Raw genomic sequence first — 16,148 nt, forward strand, 5'->3', positions numbered from 1 at the left:
TTTACAATATATTTTTCTTTAAAAAAGAGACTAGATTTAATATCTAGTCTCTTTTGCATTTAAAATAAAGTTAATTGATTGCTTGGCGGTTGCGTTGCTGCTTTAGCTGGTTTATCATTTCCAAGCTCCATATCTCCAAAAACATTCATTAATTGTAATTTTTCAATTAAGGCTTTAGAAACTTTTCCACGTTGTTGGACTTCTTTTATGGTTACAAACGGCGCTTCTTCCCTTGCAGCCACAATTTGTCTTGCCACGTTTTCTCCTAAACCATCTAATGCCGTAAATGGCGGAATGAGTGATTTTCCATCCTCAGAAATTTTAAAATCTACGGCATTTGATTCTTCGATATTGAAGTTTTGGAAGTAGAAACCACGCTCTGTCATCTCCAATGCAATCTCTAAAATGGTCACTAAGTTTTTCTCTTTTGGTGTTGCGTCAAACCCTTTTTCTTCAATTTCATCTAAACGTTTACGAATGGCATCAGGTCCTTTAATCATGGTTTCCATTTCAAAAACATCTGCACGTTTTGAGAAATAAGCACAGTAATAATAAATAGGATGATGAACTTTAAACCACGCGATACGAATGGCCATTAAAACGTAAGCTGTCGCGTGGGCTTTTGGGAACATGTACTTAATTTGACCACATGACCAAATATACCATTCTGGAATCTTATGCTTACGCATCTCTTCTTCAAATTCTTTCCATCCATCTGGATTTTTACTCGCTAATCCTTTACGAACAAACTCCATGATTTTAAACGCTAAGGCAGGTTCAAGTCCACCATACATTAAGTAAACCATGATATCATCACGACATCCGATAACATTTTTGAATTCAACTTTTCCAAACTTATCATATTTTCCGGAAACTAAATCTGCCGCATTATTTAACCAAACGTCAGTTCCATGTGATAGCCCTGAAATTTTAACTAATTCGGCAAATGTCTTCGGTTTGGTATCTTCTAACATATTACGAACAAACGGTGTCCCAAATTCAGGAACCCCATAAGAACCCGTTGTCGAACGAATTTGTTCTGGCGTTACCCCTAATGATTCTGTTGAATAGAATAATTTATAAACTTCAGGATCATCCGTTGGAATATCTTTTGGATCAATACCTGAGATATCTTGTAAATAACGAATAACCGTCGGATCATCGTGCCCTAGAATATCGAGTTTTAATAAATTATCATGAATTGAGTGGAAGTCGAAATGTGTGGTTCTCCATTCTGCTGTTGGATCATCAGCTGGATATTGAATCGGTGTCACATCATAGATATCCATATAGTTAGGAACAACAATAATCCCACCCGGATGCTGTCCTGATGTACGACGAACCCCTTCACATCCTTTAGCCATTCGTTCAATTTCAGCCGTTCGCATTTCACGATTGGTATCTTCAAGGAACCCTTTAACATAACCAAAGGCTGTTTTTTCAGCAACGGTACCAATCGTTCCAGCACGGAACGCAAAGTCATCACCAAACACTTCACGACAATATAAATGGGCAACTGGCTGATATTCACCAGAGAAATTTAAATCGATATCAGGTACTTTATCTCCTTTAAATCCAAGGAAGGTTTCAAACGGGATATCATGTCCATCTTTTCGCATCTTAGTGCCACAATGTGGACAAGTTGCATCTGGTAAATCAAAACCAGATTCAGCATTTGCTAAAATGTCTTGGAATGCTTCTTCCTCTGGTCGGATTCCATAGCGTTGTTTCTCCTCTTCGTTCATTTTAAAAGCCGCAAATAAACAGTTTGGACAACGGTAATGCGGTGATAGCGGATTAACCTCTGTGATATCTGTCAAAGTTGCAACAAAAGACGATCCAACCGAACCACGTGATCCTACTAGATAACCATCATCCAATGATTTTTTTACAAGCATGTGCGAGATATAATAAATAACGGCAAATCCATTTCCGATAATACTATTTAACTCTTTAATTAAACGATCAAGCACATATTGAGGTAATTCTTCCCCATACCACTCATGTGCTCTTTCATAACACATTTCAGTTAAACGGTCCTTGATACTTGGAATCCCTTTATCTTTTAAGAAATCATCAGCAGGCGTGAACAATTCATCTTTAATCGCTTTTATCATTTCACAAGAATCAGCAATTGCATTTGGATTAGTGACAATGATTTCTTTTTGTTTCGCCTCATCTAAAAAACTAAAATCATGGTACATTTCATCTGTTGTTCTAAAATGCATACTTGGAATTTCTTTAATATCTGGATGATTTAGAGGATGGCGTCCTCCTCCAATCATTGGTGTGCGCGTATAAATTTGACGATAAAGTTTATCTTCACGATTTAAATGGTGAACATCTCCGGTTGCGCACACTGGAATATTTAACTCTTCACCCACTTTTATAATCGTTTTAATCGTCTCGATAATGGACTGAGCCATCTCTTTTGAGTTTTGATCAATGAGATGTGAATAAACTTCGGGTGGCTGTACTTCTAAATAATCATAAAATTTCGCCTTTTCTTGTAAGTCTTCATATGGCTTATTTAATGCACTTTCCCAGACCTCACCATTTACACAACTACTACCAATTAACAATCCTTCTCGATGAGCTTGTAAATAACTTCTTCGAATACGTGGCTGTCCATATAAATCGCACGTCATCGATTGCGACACAACTTTGAATAAATTTTTAAATCCAACTTGGTTTTGCGCCAAAATCGTCACATGTGTTGTTCGATCAAGTTTAAACGAGGTTTCTTTATCGACTAACTGATTGACTTCATCATGCGTTTTAATGTCTAATTTTAAAATATCACGAAGCATTAGAATAAATGCCTGACCCGTTGCACGCGCATCGTAAATGGCACGGTGATGTTGGGTTAAATCAACTTTAAAGAATTTTGATAAAGCTTTTAAGTTAAATCGCTTCATCTTACGTTTAAATTTTTCATCAATGGTCGCATCTGTTGCATAGTTCCAATACACTCCATATTGATGGTGATAAAGGACACGCGCTAAAGCTAAGGTATCCAGAACAGGATTGTCACAAACTCCTAAATTAAAACGTTTATATGTTTGCTCTAAATGTCCCATGTCGAATGCCGCATTATGAGCGACTAAAATACAATCTTCCGACCATTCTTTAAAGCGTTTCATGACATCCTCAAGCTCCGGAGCATTATCAACATCACTTTGTAATATATGCGTTAATTCGATCGTTTTTAAAGATAATTTTCGATGTGGATTAGCAAAGTCAGAAAACTCATCAATAATCGTTCCGTTTTTAATTTTGACAGCTGCAATTTCGATAATCACATCATAGTTCGTTGAGAACCCAGTCGTTTCGACATCATAAACAACATACGTGGCATCATTTAACGGAATCGATTTCTCATTCCAAGCTAATAAGGGTTCATCTTCAACTAAATATCCTTCCACTCCATAGATAATTTTAATATCATTTTTTTTCGCGGCATGATAGGCATCTGGAATGGCTTGAACGACTCCATGATCCGTTAAGGCAATCGCTTTATGACCCCATTTCGCAGCTTGTTTAATATAATCACCAATATCTGTTACGCCGTCCATGGCACTCATCTTAGAGTGAACGTGTAATTCAACACGCTTTTCACCCTCCGGCGCCAAATCTTTTCTCGGCTCTGTTTTGGCATCAATGACATTCACCGCATTTACCATCATTGATAACTCTTTTGAGAACGTATCAAATTGAATTTTCCCACTGACACGAACCCAGTTACCTTTTGCTAAAAGTTTAGGTACCATTTTCTTTGTTTCAGCTGACTTGGCAAACATTTTAATATAAATGGAATCGGTATAATCCGTAAACTTCGCCGTCACGAGTAACATTTCACCATTTCGAATGTCGCGTGATTCTGCATCAAAAATATAACCTTCTAAAATACAGCGACTCATTTCATCGTCAATTTCTTTACAACTCATCGGATTTCCATTAATTGGACCACCGATTGAAGTATCTGTCACTTCAGGTTCCTTACGACTATAACCTCCACGGCTTCCACTATAGCTTTCACTTCGATAGCTTGGTTTAGGCTGTTCCACTGGTGGGGCTTCCACTGGTTTAGGTACTTCAACAATTTGTGGCATCGTCGTTTCTCGTTCTGCTAATATATCAGCGTCTGACTTGGCATTAGCAGAGTAAACAGGTTTTACTGTCTGTAATCCAAATCCAAAACGCTCATACGCCTTTAAAATGTTATTGGCATACTTTTGTTCAATTTCGTTATAATAATGCTCATCTTTCACTTCAATGTGTAACTCATTTGTCTGAACCTTAACTGAAAAGCTTTCTAAACAACGAATTAATAAATCTTGACGACTTAAATATTCAATCATAAGTGGCCAATATTCTAATATTTGTTCTTCAGTCGGCTGACTTAAATATCTAATTAAAAAAGAAGCTTGATTTATCGTTTGAATTTTACTAAACGTTTGATCAAAACGGGAATAAAATTCATAAAAAGCTGCTGGAACTAAGGGTGTATCAAATACTAAGTGAAAAATCAGTTCTTGGTTTTTTCGTAGGGCATCCACCTTTTCAATCATCTTTTGCTCAAATAAAAAAAGCTGATGATCAGGATATTGAATTTGTTCTAGCAAAATTTCCATTTGTTTTTGCATGGGTTTCCCCCCTTTTAAATCATTACTTTCAATTTATCTTATAAATTGCAACTTATTCATTTTATCATTTTTTCTAACTATTTTCACTAAAAAAATCGTTATGTCGAATGGCCTTAACCGCTTACTAACTCCTATAATTTCTGCCATTACTTCATTATTATACCTAAGAATATAAAAAGCCCTCTCAAATTCTTTTGAGAGGGTTTCTAACTAAGCTAATGTTTCATATTTTTCTTTAACGAATGTCATTAAGTCAGCCACTGCTACTTCAGCAACTTCACCTGTTTGACGGACTTTAACTTCAACAATTCCATCAGCGATTCCACGGCCAACCGTAATACGAATTGGTAACCCAATTAAATCAGCATCGGAGAATTTAACCCCTGCACGCTCTTTACGATCGTCTAATAAAACCTCAAATCCAGCTGCTTTTAATTCAGCATAGATATTTTCTGCTGCTTCTAATTGATCCGCTTTTTTCACATCAACTGGAACAACATGAATATCAAATGGAGCAATTCCTTTTGGCCAGATCATTCCATTTTCATCATTGTTTTGTTCAATAACCGCCATCATCACACGGCTAACTCCAATTCCATAGCATCCCATGATAATTGGTTGTTTCTTTTGATTTTCATCTAAGAATACCGCATTCATTGGTTCTGAGTATTTTGTTCCTAATTTGAACACATGTCCAACTTCAATTCCTTTAGCATGTGCCACAACGCCTACACCATCAGGAGATGGAGCTCCCACCTCTAAATCAGCAACTTCAATATTAGCTGCAAACGAACCTGTTGTTGAATAAACAATAGTATCTTCACCAACTTCAGCTAATGCCATGAACTCAGCAGATTGAGATCCGCCAATTTGTCCACTATCAGCTTCTACCATACGGAAGTTTAATCCACAACGAGTAAAAATATTTGTATAAGCTTTAACAAAGTTGTTATAAGCTTCATCTAGAGATTCTTGTGTGGCATGGAAAGAGTAGGCATCCTTCATAATAAACTCGCGACCACGCATTAATCCAAAACGAGGACGTGCTTCATCACGAAACTTCGTTTGAATTTGATAAACTGTTAATGGTAATTTTTTATATGAATTTAAGAAATCTCGAACTACATGAGTAATAACTTCTTCATGTGTTGGACCTAATGCAAATTCACGATTATTACGATCTGTTAATCGCATTAACTCTGAACCATAGACATCCCAGCGTCCTGATTCATCCCATAATTCTTTTGGTTGTAACGCTGGCATTAATAATTCATTTCCGCCAATGGCATCTAATTCGTCACGAACGATTCCTTCAACATTATTTAAAACACGCTTTGCAAGTGGTAAATAAGTATATACTCCCGCTGCTACTTGTTTAATAAATCCAGCGCGAAGTAAAAATTGATGAGAACGAATTTCTGCATCACTAGGAACTTCACGTAATGTTGGAATAAACATCATCGATTGTTTCATTGTTTGTCCTCCTAAAGAATGCGACATTTACCATAATTAATAGTAAAATTCGACATACATATACTTTCAATGTTTCATTATCGCATCTTTTACCCTTCATTTCAAGTTAGTTTTTCGAGTTCTTACTTAAATAAACGAAGAACATCATTAAAACTAACAAAAACAAATAATCCTAAGAATAAAATTAATCCAGCTGCATGAATATATCCTTCTACCTTACGATCAACCGGACGTCCAATAACGGCTTCGATTAAAACAAATAAAATACGTCCACCATCAAGCGCAGGTAATGGCAGTAAATTCATAATCCCAATGTTAACACTTAGGAAACTAATCCAAATAACAAATGAGGTTAATCCATATGTGACCACTTGAGACGTCATCGTATAAATTCCAATGGGCCCTGCTAAATCACTAACCCCTGCTTCTTTTGTCACGAATAACATTTTAAACGTTTCAAAGATTTGCATAAAAGCATTTTTCGTTTGTAGCGCAGAATATTTAATTGCATAACCAAGTGAATGTTCACTGCGAAGTGGATGTTCATAATCAACCCCAATTCCAATTTTTGGTGTTCCATCTACAAGATTAGGAGTAATCACTAATTGTTTTGTTTGATTATTTCGTTCAATCACAACGGTTGTTTCCTCTGTTGTCGAATCAATGGCATTAATTAAGTCGTCCCATGACTCAACTTTTTGTCCATTATACTCAATAATTTGATCGCCTACTTGTAATCCTGCCACTTGTGCCGGGGAGTCATCTACTATCGTTCCTAACCTATTAGAATAAATCGTTTCTCCATTGACGAGTCCTACCATAAATAATAAAACAATCGCTAAAATAAAGTTCATTGTTGCTCCCGCTGCCATTGTCGCAAAACGAGCCCATTTAGATTTTGACTCTAAACAACGATCGTATGGAGCAATTTGCTGGGATCCCTTATCAAATACGTAAAAAGCATCATGATCAACTTGATAATGATAAACGTGTTGTTGTTCTGTTTCAATGCTAATCGTTAAGGCTTTATACAAATCAATCTCTGTAATCGTTCCAACTACTAAATCGGTTCTTAATTCCGGATTTAGATAAATTTTTTCAACACAAGCATTTTTTCCAAGTAATAATCCAACTTTTTGTCCCACTTTGACCATTTCTTTTTCGGCTTCTTCCCCAGCCATAGCCACATAACCACCGAGTGGAATAGCACGAATTGAATAAGTCGTTTCTCCCTTTTTCTTGCTCCATACGGCTGGTCCCATACCAATTGAAAACTCATGACATAAAATTCCGACCTTCTTAGCTACAATAAAATGCCCAAGTTCATGAACTAAAATAATAACACCTAGTGCGATAATAAAACTTAAAATTCCTAACATTTATTCACCCTCTATTATTCATATTTTGCTAGAATATCTCGTCTAACCTCTTGATCTAATTGTAAGATTTGTTCAAGTGATGGGTGGTCAATCTTTTGATGTTTGTTTAAGGCCTCCGCAACCACTGTCTCAATTTCTAAGAAGCTAATTTTATTTCGTAAAAACAAATCAACAGCTGCTTCATTTGCGGCATTTAAAACAGTCGGACAGCTCCCCCCTTGCATCCCCGCCTCATATGCCATTTTTAAACATGGGAAACGTTCAAAATCCATTGGCTTAAATTCCAATGTTCCAACTTCTGCTAAATTTAAAGACTTCCCTTGTTTTAAATCCATACGCTCTGGATAGCTCATCGCAAATTGAATCGGAATTCTCATATCAGGCGTTCCTAAATGCGCAATAATACTCGTATCCTCAAATTCAACCATTGAATGGATAATACTTTGGCGATGTAAAATCGTTTCAATTCGTTCATATGGCATGTCAAACAGCCAATGCGCTTCAATGACTTCTAGTCCTTTATTCATCATCGTCGCCGAATCAATCGTAATTTTAGCTCCCATTGACCAGTTAGGATGATTTAAGGCCTGTTCAAGTGTCACTTCTTTTAACATTTCACGGGTATAATCTCTAAACGATCCACCACTGGCTGTAATAATTAGCTTCTTAATCGCCTTAGCATCTTCACCTTGTAAACATTGATAAATAGCTGAATGCTCACTATCCACAGGCAACAGTTTAACACCATGCTGCTTCGCTTTTTCCATCACCAGATGTCCTGCTGTGACTAAGGTTTCTTTATTTGCAATTCCAATATTGCGCCCCATTTCAATCGCTTTTAATGTCGGAAGTAATCCAACAGACCCCATGACTGCTGTGACAACAAAATCCTCACCACCTAAATCGGTTTGATAAGTTGCCACACTTTCAAGTCCCTGTGCTCCATACCCAAATTCAACGTTTGGATATAACGCCTCTAAAGTCATTGCTGACTCTTCCTCCATGACTGAAACATAAGCAGGTTGAAACTCCTCAATAATCTGCTTCGTTAATTCGATATTACGTCCTGATGAAAAAGCAATCAAACGAAACGCCTCAGGATGCATGCGAATGACATCTAATGTTTGTGTTCCGATAGAACCTGTTGCTCCTAATAAATAAATATTTTTCATCTAAATCACCACATTCATGACATTAATTAAAATATATAAAGCTAATGACGCGTATAAATGGCTATCAAATCGATCTAAAACGCCACCATGTCCTGGGAATAATGTTCCAAAATCCTTGATTCCATACTCACGTTTCATTGAAGAGGCTACTAAATCTCCAAATTGGGCGACAGCTGCTACAACTAAACTCATCATGGCTAAAACGATAACATGATCTGAAACGCCCGTTATCACTCCAAAAATGCTTCCAACTAAAACACCAAGGATCGTTCCACCAACCGATCCTTCCACTGTTTTATTTGGACTAATTAATGGGGCTAATTTACGTTTACCTAATTTTCGTCCTACAAAATAAGCACCAGAATCGGTTACGGCCACTACGATAATCATAAATAAAAATAAATTTAACCCAAGTGAGCGTAAGAAAATCATAGAATGAAAAGTAGATCCGATATAAAAGATTGTTAACAAATAGTATCCGGCATCATTAACTGTAAATTGCTTTCTCGTAACAACTGCAAGTAATAAAATAAACAGAAATAATGCCATGGTTCCCAGTCCAAAAACAAGTGTCCCTGTAAAACTCAATGTTCTAAAATCAAATGAACTAAACACAATCATTAAGATTGCAATCATCGTAAATACTTTAATCTCTACTGGTGTCTTAGAAATTGTTTCTCTCATATCAATCATTTCTTGAGAGGCAACTAGAGCAAGTAATACCCCTAAAATAATAAAAGGTAATCTCCCATAAATCAAAATGGGTAATCCTATTGCAATGATGACAATAGCTGTCAATACGCGTTGCTTCATTTTTTACTCTCCTTTATTTGGTTTCAGTTAATCCACCAAAACGTCGATTACGTTTTTGATAATCGTAAATGGCTTCATACAATTGATTTTCTTTAAAATCTGGCCATGCCACAGAGGTAAAATATAACTCTGCATAAGCTAACTGCCATAATAAATAATTACTAATGCGTTGCTCTCCACTCGTCCGAATCATTAAATCAAGAGGAGGCAAATCGTGCGTCATTAAATGATTTTCAATAACATCTTCAGTAATTTCTTCAACCTTTAGTTCTCCAGCCTTCACTTCTTTAGCGATTTGTTGAACAGCTTGTTTAATTTCATCCTGAGAACCATAATTAAGTGCAATAGTTAATGTCATCGTTTGATTATCTTTTGTTTGGTGTGATAATTCCCTAATTTTCTCTTGTAATTCAGTCGGTAAGTCTTCAGTATTCCCAATGACCTTTAATCTAATATCATTTTCGATTAATTCTGGTGCAAACTCATCAAAGAATTTTAACGGAAGTTTCATTAAAAATTTAACTTCTTCTTCAGGGCGTTTCCAATTTTCAGTTGAAAAAGCATAGACCGTCAATGCTTTTACACCAAGTTTCCCACATAACTTTGTTATTTCTCGGACATTCATCGCGCCTTCTTGATGACCGGCTGTTCTTGGTAATCCTCTTTTTTTAGCCCATCTTCCATTGCCATCTAAAATGATCGCTATATGTTGAGGTAGAGGAGCTTTTAAAATCTGCTCTTTACTTACCTGTGTCTTCGTTTTCTTTTTAAAGAACATTCAAGAAACCGCCTTTCATAAAATTAACCTATCCTGTATATTTTAATATACTTACCATCTTTTTTCCACAGACAAAGTAGGTTTTATACAAATTATCTCAATGTCTTTAATATTTTTATTAACCTTCTGCATCATTATGAACCTAATTTTATGAAATAATCTGATTTTTAATCTTGTTATTATCATGCTCAAAAGATTAAGCCTTTATCAAAAGAATCCCCCTATTGTCCTAAAGACACGTAGGGGGATTCTCTTTTATCTTTATTGAAAATCATTCTAAAATATTATCTCATCTTGATTGAATTATGATGAGTGATTATTTGTCAGCCACTTACGTCTCACCTTTGTCTTAATACGCGAAATTTCAAGTTTAGTAATCGCATCTAGTTCTTGAGCCATCTCGACGTCTTTTTTCTGATTCTTTAGTGACCCTTTTAACTTAATAAAGCAATCTTGATTTTTTTTCAAATAAATCACAGCCTTTTAAAGCTTTGATTTATTATATCGCTACTAATCCTCTTGGCCAAATCCATATCGTAAGGCATTATTTTTAACGCGTGTTTCAACTGCTTGTGCAGCACGTTTAGCATCACCTACAAATTCAGAACCAAATTCAACCTCCATACGTTTGGTTAATTTGCTTCTATTATTCGATTGTGAATGTTTACCTTTTTTATGATTTTTTGACATATTTTTGCCTCCTCATTAATATTTTAGAATGATACCATTAATATGTCTTTAATTGTCGATATTTATACATATCGAAATCCTTCATTTGAATTTAAAATCCATTCATAAACATTAATTTGTCTGACTCCAACTAAATACATCTCATTATGAAATGGTATCAAATAAGTACCAAGCCATGATGTTTTTAATCGCTGACACGTTTTATTAGATGGGATATTTTCAGGTAAACAACTAATATAAACATATGTCATTCCATGTAATAAGGCAATTTTTTTTATAATTAGACAAGCTTTTGCTGCATAATGATGCCCTTGATAGGGTGGATAAATTTCATAACCAATATTTCCTCCATAAAACGTCATTTCATTATGTCCAATCCTAATATCTATTTTTCCTATTTCAACTGATGTTAAATGTTTTTTTATTTTAAAGTGGTATGCTGGCACATGAAAAGGTTCTAAATTTGCTGGTACTTTTTTTTCTAATATCAAATCAATCTCACCATCTGTTAAATACCCAACCTCAGCGAACCTAAACATTTTTCTCCCTCCTCCTGAGGTATTTAAAAACCTACCTTACATCTTACGTATGATGTCCTATAAAAATGAAAAAAAAGACAAGATTCCTTGCCTTTTTGATAAATTATTCATCTAGAAGTCTCTATGTAATCAAATAAAAAAGCCACCCAAAAAGAGTGGCTTAAAAATTAGATTGACATGATATCTTTTTCTTTTTCGTCTGCAGTTGCATCAACTTCTTTGATTTTTTTATCTGTTAATTTTTGTACATCTTCAGTGTAACCTTTTAATGCATCTTCAGTAATTTCACCATTTTTTTGTAATTTTTTTAATTCATCATTTGCATCACGACGAACATTACGGATTGCAACCTTCGCATCTTCTGCAAATCCTTTAACTTTTTTCGCTAATTCACGACGACGTTCTTCTGTTAAAGCCGGAACATTTAAACGAATGACTTCCCCATCGTTGTTTGGAGTTAACCCGATGTTCGCTTCATTGATTGCACGTTCAATTGCTTGTAACATTGATTTGTCGTATGGTTTTACCACTAATTGACGAGGTTCTGGTACTGTTACTTGTGCCATTTGATTAATTGGTGAAGGCATTCCATAGTAATCAACTTGAATATTATCTAATAAAGCTCCACTAGCACGTCCAGTACGTAATACTGAAAATTCACGTTTTAAAGAATCAATTGCTTTGCTCATACGAGCTTCTGCGTTACTTAATACATTTTTAGGCATTTTTATCTCCCCTTTACAATAGTTCCAATTTTTTCACCTGCAACTGCTTTTTTAATATTCCCAGATTCATTCATATTAAACACTAATAATTCAATATTATTATCCATACATAAAGAAGCTGCAGTTGAGTCCATGACTTGTAAACCTTTATTTAATACTTCTAAATATGATAGTTCGTCATATTTAGTGGCATTAACATTTTTACGTGGGTCATCGTTATAAACTCCATCAACACCGTTTTTAGCCATTAAAATAGCATCAGCATTGATTTCAGCTGCACGTAAGGCAGCCGTTGTATCAGTTGAGAAATAAGGATTTCCAGTTCCTCCACCAAAAATAACAATACGACCTTTTTCAAGATGACGAATCGCACGACGACGAATATATGGTTCAGCAATTTGATTCATATGAATTGAGGTTTGTGTTCTTGTTTGAACTCCACATCCTTCAAGTGCATTTTGAAGAGCTAAGGCATTCATGACAGTTGCTAACATTCCCATATAGTCTGCACTAGAGCGCTCCATTCCCATTTCACTCGCCGTTTTACCACGCCAAATGTTTCCACCACCAACAATGATAGCGATTTCCACACCTGTTTCATATGCACTTTTAATTTCTAAAGCAATTTTCTGTACTGTTTCAGCATCGATACCAAAACCTTTTCCTCCAGCTAATGCTTCTCCACTAAGCTTTAGCACAACACGTTTATACGAAGTCATTAAGGCACCCACTTTCTCATCCATTTATATCCAAAGCAAGGGACACAGTGATGTGTCCCTTAATTAAAATAAGTTGTTATGCGCGAACTTGGCTCATTACTTCTTCTGCGAAGTTAGTAACCACTTTCTCGATTCCTTCTCCAACTTCTAAACGAACGAATAATTTGATAGTTGATCCGTTGTTTGCAGCCCATTTAGCAACTGTTAAATCTCCATCTTTAACGAATGGTTGTTCTAACATACAAACGTCTGCTAAGAATTTACGGATACGACCTTCAACCATTTTTTCAACGATGTTAGCTGGTTTTCCTTCATTTAATGCTTCTTGAGTTAAGATTTCACGTTCTTTAGTAACAACTTCAGCTGGAACTTCTGATTGTGTTAAGTATTGAGGGTTGATTGCAGCAGCATGCATTGCAGCATCTTTAGCTACTTCTTCTTTACCTTCAACTACTGTTAACGCAGCAATACGTCCACCCATGTGTAAGTAAGATCCGAAGAATTCATTATCTGCTTTTTCAACAACTGTTAAACGACGTAAAGTGATTTTTTCTCCGATTGTTGAAGTTGCTTCGATTAACATTTCGTTAACTGTTACTCCATCAACAGCGATTTCTAATGCTGCTTCAACTGAAGCTGGTTTGTTAGCTACTAAGATTTTTCCTAATTTATCTAATAAAGTTAAGAATTGCTCATTTTTAGCAACGAAGTCTGTTTCAGAGTTTAATTCGAAAATAACTGCTGTATTTCCATCGATAGCTACTGAACATAATCCTTCAGCTGCAACACGATCAGATTTTTTAGCTGCTTTAGAGATTCCGCGCTCACGTAACCAATCGATTGCAGCTGACATATCTCCATTTGTTTCTACTAATGCTTTTTTACAATCCATCATACCTGCACTAGTTTTTTCACGTAATTCTTTAACCATAGCTGCTGTAATTGCCATTATGATTCCTCCTAGTTTTATCTCAATTTAGAGTAAGCTTATATATGCATCCTCTTGATAATAACAAAAAAACACAAATATTGCAATACTTTGCACACTTACAACTTCTTTATTTAAACGAATTTCATCTAAAAAAACTCTTTACTATTGTAAGATGTTTTTTTCAACTTATTCATTTAACGCATTAATTCTTATCTTATTCCATAGACTCTCAAAAAAAATACCTTTCACTCACTTGAGTAAAGGTATTCATTATCAAACTACTAACTACTTCATGTTCCTATAATTTCTTTTCATGACTTCATATGTTCTTGCACTTTATACGATTACTAAAAACACGTGTTGATTCTTTGAGCTTTTTATTTTCGAATCTTTTTTTGAAATAGATGATAACAACCTTTTGACAAAATATTTAAAATACTGCCTAGATTTTTTATAACGTTTTTGTAAGATGATAACTCTTTTTAAACACCTACCCAAGATTTTCTTTAGAATTGAAAAAAATCATGATTCTATTTGACTTCACTTAATTAAGTCGTCTCTATTTTTAAGGTGTCTTGAAATAATTTATCATAGTTCGCTTTTATTTTCAAATCCTTTTACTCATTTTTTATTAATTGTAATAATCTAAATCAGATTCATCGGCGACACAAATAATACTTTGAAGTAAAAAGGGTGGAAATGGTAAATCACTTACTCTTAAACGTTTTGGATTTGATACAACTTTTGCACAACGAATTCCATCCTGTGTTAAAACCAATACATATTGATCTTTATAGACATTATCATGTAACGTTGAATAAGTAAATCTTCCATTATATCCTTTAAATTTAACATCTATCACCGTCACCGATTCTAAAGAATCTAATGCATCCACATTTGATTCGATTTCATTTAATTGTTTGGATGCCAGCTCATCGTTTCGCTTATTAGGTAATAAGAAGTAGATAAGCATACCCAAAGCTATAATGGCAATGACAATCATGACTGTAACCAACAAGAATTGTTGCATGCTACCACCTCGCTTAATGTCAAAATTAATATCGTTCTCTCGTTTTTATAATCAAATTTTATCGAATCCACGTCTTGAAATCAACAATATTATGCATATTTTCCCATCATTTTGACGAACCTCAATTTTATTCTTCATTTTTATCTATTTTCGCACAAAAAAAGCCTGATTGAAACCGTTTTAATTGTCGTTTTTTAGCTTTTTCAGTATTTTTTTAATAAAAAAAAATCAGCCATTTTATAAAAATGACTAATTTTGTAGAAAAAACAGAGAAACTCTGAACTAAAATAAGAAGTCTTCATCTTTTAACATTTCTACTTTTGTGGTCTTAATATAACCATTTCCTTTCGTTGAGAAAAAGTCATGATTTTTCGTTTCAGTAGAAATTCCGTTTAAAACGATTGGATTAATGTCACTTTCAACAATGTCAAACAAAGGGTTTAAATTTAAACATTGTAAGGCGTAATTCACATTATACTGAATATAACTTACAACGTCATCAATCATGTCTAAGTTCTCATATAACACCTTTGAATACTCTACTTCTACTTCATAGATTTCTTGCATCATCTCAACCGCTTGTTGCTTCAACTTAGCTTGAATCGATTCATCAAATTCACTTAATAATTGCTGAGCAAAAAATCCGACTCCTACTGTGTGCAATTTTTCATCTCGTAAAATTAAGTTAATAATTTCCCCACTATTAACCATTTTCCCTTGTCCAGCTAACCATAAAGGTAAATAAAACCCACTATAAAAACAAATCCCTTCTAAACACAAACACCCGACCATCGACATAAATAATGATTCCTTATCCGCAACTCCATAATATGAACGCATAATTTGATCTACTTTTTCTTGAAGAGGCTTCGTTTCTTCGACCCAATTAAATAACTCTTCAATTCGCTCCGTTGTACAAAGCGTTTGAAAAATCGTGGAATAGGAACGAGCGTGAATACTTTCAAAACCGGCAAACAAAGCTAAAATACTTTTAATAAATAAGTTATCTGATTTCTCAGCAATTTTTTGAATCCCTGTTGACTGCTCTGTATCAAGCAAGGTTAACCCACCTAAAATACGCTCGTAAGTCAGTTTAATATTTTCATCTAATGTATCCCAAATAGATTTATCTTCTGAAACCGGAATTTCTTCTGGTAGCCAAAATTGTTCCGTTTGTTTTAAATATAAATCATCATAAAATTGATAATCTGGCGCATTCCAGTTGACCGCTTGATATATTTTCTTCATTATAA

At 34.9% G+C, this 16,148-nt stretch carries 14 protein-coding genes; all 14 read right to left on the minus strand.

Annotation, left to right across the window (positions count from 1 at the left end):
• Positions 1-59: 59 nt before the first annotated feature.
• The 14 genes from HLK68_RS13675 to nrdF all read right to left on the minus strand — a co-directional run bounded on the left by HLK68_RS13675 (position 60) and on the right by nrdF (position 16,143).
• On the minus strand, positions 60-4,646 hold the full coding sequence (locus HLK68_RS13675; RefSeq protein ID WP_009607161.1) for a PolC-type DNA polymerase III: 4,587 nt from the start codon (positions 4,644-4,646) through the stop codon (positions 60-62).
• A 210-nt stretch (positions 4,647-4,856) separates the two neighbouring features.
• Entirely contained in the window at positions 4,857-6,119 is a 1,263-nt protein-coding gene (proS, locus tag HLK68_RS13680; protein ID WP_006783763.1) for a proline--tRNA ligase, read from the minus strand.
• Between the two features lie 122 nt (positions 6,120-6,241).
• A complete protein-coding gene (gene rseP, locus HLK68_RS13685; RefSeq protein WP_006783764.1) occupies positions 6,242-7,498 on the minus strand; it encodes an RIP metalloprotease RseP in 1,257 nt (418 codons plus the stop codon).
• 14 nt (positions 7,499-7,512) lie between these two features.
• Entirely contained in the window at positions 7,513-8,670 is a 1,158-nt protein-coding gene (gene dxr / locus HLK68_RS14520) for a 1-deoxy-D-xylulose-5-phosphate reductoisomerase (RefSeq protein ID WP_006783765.1), read from the minus strand.
• Positions 8,671-9,483 carry a phosphatidate cytidylyltransferase gene (locus HLK68_RS14525; RefSeq protein WP_006783766.1) on the minus strand — a complete coding sequence of 271 codons (813 nt, stop codon included), beginning with the start codon at positions 9,481-9,483 and terminating at the stop codon, positions 8,671-8,673.
• A gap of 13 nt (positions 9,484-9,496) precedes the next feature.
• On the minus strand, positions 9,497-10,261 hold the full coding sequence (locus HLK68_RS13695; protein WP_006783767.1) for an isoprenyl transferase: 765 nt from the start codon (positions 10,259-10,261) through the stop codon (positions 9,497-9,499).
• 303 nt (positions 10,262-10,564) lie between these two features.
• Complete coding sequence (locus HLK68_RS13700) at positions 10,565-10,729, minus strand: hypothetical protein (protein ID WP_162036064.1); 165 nt, start codon at positions 10,727-10,729, stop codon at positions 10,565-10,567.
• Positions 10,730-10,771: 42 nt separating this feature from the next.
• Positions 10,772-10,951 carry a hypothetical protein gene (locus HLK68_RS13705; RefSeq protein WP_132942898.1) on the minus strand — a complete coding sequence of 60 codons (180 nt, stop codon included), beginning with the start codon at positions 10,949-10,951 and terminating at the stop codon, positions 10,772-10,774.
• A gap of 62 nt (positions 10,952-11,013) precedes the next feature.
• On the minus strand, positions 11,014-11,490 hold the full coding sequence (locus HLK68_RS13710) for a GNAT family N-acetyltransferase (RefSeq protein WP_006783770.1): 477 nt from the start codon (positions 11,488-11,490) through the stop codon (positions 11,014-11,016).
• 167 nt (positions 11,491-11,657) lie between these two features.
• Positions 11,658-12,215 (minus strand): ribosome recycling factor, encoded by a 558-nt coding sequence (frr, locus tag HLK68_RS13715; RefSeq protein ID WP_006783771.1) that lies wholly within the window; start codon positions 12,213-12,215, stop codon positions 11,658-11,660.
• Between the two features lie 2 nt (positions 12,216-12,217).
• On the minus strand, positions 12,218-12,958 hold the full coding sequence (gene pyrH, locus HLK68_RS13720; protein ID WP_006783772.1) for a UMP kinase: 741 nt from the start codon (positions 12,956-12,958) through the stop codon (positions 12,218-12,220).
• 52 nt (positions 12,959-13,010) lie between these two features.
• Positions 13,011-13,883 (minus strand): translation elongation factor Ts, encoded by an 873-nt coding sequence (tsf, locus tag HLK68_RS13725; RefSeq protein WP_006783773.1) that lies wholly within the window; start codon positions 13,881-13,883, stop codon positions 13,011-13,013.
• A gap of 613 nt (positions 13,884-14,496) precedes the next feature.
• Positions 14,497-14,895 carry a hypothetical protein gene (locus HLK68_RS13730; RefSeq protein ID WP_009606630.1) on the minus strand — a complete coding sequence of 133 codons (399 nt, stop codon included), beginning with the start codon at positions 14,893-14,895 and terminating at the stop codon, positions 14,497-14,499.
• Positions 14,896-15,177: 282 nt separating this feature from the next.
• Positions 15,178-16,143, minus strand: coding sequence for a class 1b ribonucleoside-diphosphate reductase subunit beta (gene nrdF / locus HLK68_RS13735; protein WP_006783774.1), 966 nt, complete (start codon positions 16,141-16,143; stop codon positions 15,178-15,180).
• Between the last annotated feature and the right edge of the window lie 5 nt (positions 16,144-16,148).

It is taken from the genome of Turicibacter sanguinis, assembly GCF_013046825.1.
GTDB lineage: Bacteria > Bacillota_I > Bacilli_A > MOL361 > Turicibacteraceae > Turicibacter > Turicibacter sanguinis.

What these genes read in the sequence shown, in the direction of transcription:
- HLK68_RS13675 (WP_009607161.1), bottom strand. Translation starts at nt 4,646, where the DNA reads ATGCAAAAACAAATGGAAATTTTGCTAGAACAAATTCAATATCCTGAT.
- proS (WP_006783763.1), bottom strand. Translation starts at nt 6,119, where the DNA reads ATGAAACAATCGATGATGTTTATTCCAACATTACGTGAAGTTCCTAGT.
- rseP (WP_006783764.1), bottom strand. Translation starts at nt 7,498, where the DNA reads ATGTTAGGAATTTTAAGTTTTATTATCGCACTAGGTGTTATTATTTTA.
- dxr (WP_006783765.1), bottom strand. Translation starts at nt 8,670, where the DNA reads ATGAAAAATATTTATTTATTAGGAGCAACAGGTTCTATCGGAACACAA.
- HLK68_RS14525 (WP_006783766.1), bottom strand. Translation starts at nt 9,483, where the DNA reads ATGAAGCAACGCGTATTGACAGCTATTGTCATCATTGCAATAGGATTA.
- HLK68_RS13695 (WP_006783767.1), bottom strand. Translation starts at nt 10,261, where the DNA reads ATGTTCTTTAAAAAGAAAACGAAGACACAGGTAAGTAAAGAGCAGATT.
- HLK68_RS13705 (WP_132942898.1), bottom strand. Translation starts at nt 10,951, where the DNA reads ATGTCAAAAAATCATAAAAAAGGTAAACATTCACAATCGAATAATAGA.
- HLK68_RS13710 (WP_006783770.1), bottom strand. Translation starts at nt 11,490, where the DNA reads ATGTTTAGGTTCGCTGAGGTTGGGTATTTAACAGATGGTGAGATTGAT.
- frr (WP_006783771.1), bottom strand. Translation starts at nt 12,215, where the DNA reads ATGCCTAAAAATGTATTAAGTAACGCAGAAGCTCGTATGAGCAAAGCA.
- pyrH (WP_006783772.1), bottom strand. Translation starts at nt 12,958, where the DNA reads ATGGATGAGAAAGTGGGTGCCTTAATGACTTCGTATAAACGTGTTGTG.
- tsf (WP_006783773.1), bottom strand. Translation starts at nt 13,883, where the DNA reads ATGGCAATTACAGCAGCTATGGTTAAAGAATTACGTGAAAAAACTAGT.
- HLK68_RS13730 (WP_009606630.1), bottom strand. Translation starts at nt 14,895, where the DNA reads ATGCAACAATTCTTGTTGGTTACAGTCATGATTGTCATTGCCATTATA.
- nrdF (WP_006783774.1), bottom strand. Translation starts at nt 16,143, where the DNA reads ATGAAGAAAATATATCAAGCGGTCAACTGGAATGCGCCAGATTATCAA.